Origin of the sequence: Kribbella sp. (assembly GCF_035655035.1) — a bacterium.
Lineage (GTDB): Bacteria > Actinomycetota > Actinomycetes > Propionibacteriales > Kribbellaceae > Kribbella.
Genome location: NZ_DASRVN010000153.1, coordinates 1 through 2,334, shown reverse-complemented (window position 1 = coordinate 2,334; position 2,334 = coordinate 1). Strand labels below are relative to the sequence as shown.

At 68.7% G+C, this 2,334-nt stretch carries 1 protein-coding gene; it reads left to right on the top strand.

The window, feature by feature from the left end; all coding sequences use genetic code 11:
• The coding region (locus VFF46_RS08835) for an excinuclease ABC subunit UvrA (RefSeq protein ID WP_325036551.1) at window positions 1-2,214 on the top strand (2,214 nt) is incomplete at its 5' end.
• Between the last annotated feature and the right edge of the window lie 120 nt (window positions 2,215-2,334).

Here is a 2,334-nt window from a genome sequence, read left to right as displayed (position 1 = left end):
CTCGACATCCCGAAACGCCGGCTCACCGTCTTCACCGGGGTCTCCGGTTCCGGCAAGTCCTCGCTCGTCTTCGACACGGTCGCGGCCGAGTCGCAGCGGCTGATCAACGAGACCTACACCGCGTTCGTCCAGAACTTCATGCCGAGCCTCGGCCGCCCGGACGTCGACGCGCTGCGGAACCTGTCCGCCGCGATCGTCGTCGACCAGGAGCGGATCGGCGCGAACGCCCGCTCCACCGTCGGTACCGCGACCGACGCGCACACCATGCTTCGTGTCCTGTTCAGCCGCGCGGGAACGCCGTACGCCGGGCCGCCGTCGGTGTTCAGCTTCAACCGCGCCGAGGGGATGTGCCCGCTGTGCGAGGGCCTCGGCCGGACCACGGAGTTCGACCTCGACGAACTCGTGGACCGCGACAAGAGCCTGAATCAAGGCCCGATCAAGGCGCCCGGGTACGCCGTCGACAGCTGGCCGTGGCAGCTGATGGCGCGATCGGGCCTGTTCGACCCCGACCTCCCGCTGCGGGACTACCCCGACAAGCTGTGGCAGCAGTTCCTGTACCAGGAGCCGACGAAGGTCCGGGTCGGGAAGAGCAACCTGACCTTCGAGGGCCTGATCACCAAGCTCAAACGCCAGTACCTGAGCAAGGACCCGCAGTCGATGCAGAGCCAGGCGCGGGCGTTCGCCGAGCGGGCGATCCGGCAGGACACCTGCCCGGAGTGTCACGGCGTACGGCTGAACGCGGCGGCCCGGGCGGTGACCGTGGACGGGCGGACGATCGGCGAGTGCTCGGCGATGCAGATCAGCGATCTCGCCGAGTTCGTTGCCGGGGTCAAGCACTCCGGGGTCGGCCCGATGCTCGACGGGCTCCGGGACCTGCTGGAATCGTTCGTCACGATCGGGCTCGGGTACCTGTCGCTGGACCGCGAGTCGTCGACGCTGTCCGGCGGCGAGGCGCAGCGGGTGAAGCTGGTGCGGCATCTCGGATCGAGCCTGAGCGATGTCACGTACGTGTTCGACGAGCCGACGGTCGGGCTGCATCCACACGACATCCAGCAGATGAACGACCTGCTGCTGCAACTGCGGGACAAGGGCAACACGGTGCTGGTCGTCGAGCACAAGCCGGAGACGATCCGGATCGCGGACCACGTCGTCGACCTCGGACCCGGTGCGGGCCTGGCCGGCGGGCGGCTCTGCTACGCGGGCGATGTCGCCGGGCTGAAGGCATCTGGGACGTTGACCGGGCAGTACCTCGATCACCGGGTGAGCGTGCGCGACGACGTACGGCGTCCCACCGGGAAGCTGGCGATCACCGACGCGACGCTGCACAACCTGCGGGACGTCAGCGTGGACGTGCCGCTCGGCGTACTGACCGTGGTGACCGGGGTCGCGGGCTCTGGGAAGAGTTCGCTGATCCACGGCTCGCTGGCCGGGCGCGACGGCGTGATCATCGCCGGGCAGGAGCCGATCCGCGGGTCGAAACGCAGCAACCCGGCGACGTACACCGGTCTGTTGGACCCGATCCGGGCCGAGTTCGCCAAGGCGAACAAGGTGAAGCCGGGCCTGTTCAGCGCGAACTCGGTCGGTGCCTGCCCGACCTGCAAGGGCATCGGGCTGGTCTACACGGACCTCGCGATGATGGCCGAGGTCGCGTCGGTGTGCGAGGACTGCAACGGCGCGCGCTTCACCGCGGAGGTGCTCGGCTACCGGCTGCGCGGCAAGAACATCAGCGACGTACTGCGGATGACGGTCGCGGAGGCCCGTGAGTTCTTCACGAAGGGTACGGCGCGGACGATCCTGGACCGGCTGGCGACCGTCGGGCTGGAGTACATCGGGCTCGGGCAGCCGCTGACGACCTTGTCCGGCGGTGAACGGCAGCGGCTGAAGCTGGCGATCAACATGGGGCGGACCGGGTCGATCTACATCCTCGACGAGCCGACCACCGGGTTGCACCTGGCCGACGTGGACAAGCTGCTCGGCATGCTCGACACCCTCGTCGACCAGGGCAACACGGTGATCGTGATCGAGCACCACCAGGCGGTGATGGCGCATGCGGACTGGCTGATCGACATCGGTCCGGGCGCCGGGCACGCGGGCGGTCAGGTCGTCTTCACCGGTACGCCGGCTGACCTGGTGGAGAGCAGTCCGACCGTAACCGCGGAACATCTCCGCAAGTACGTGTCAGAACCGGGCGAGGTCGGCGAGCTCGTCGGCTAGGTCCGCGGGTTCCGACAGGTCGGTCGAGAGGTCGGCGTGCTTCCAGGCGCCGATCACTCGGCCGGCGCGGATCACCGCCGGGCTGAGCATGCCGCCACCCGGGAAGACCGACTTGGGCAG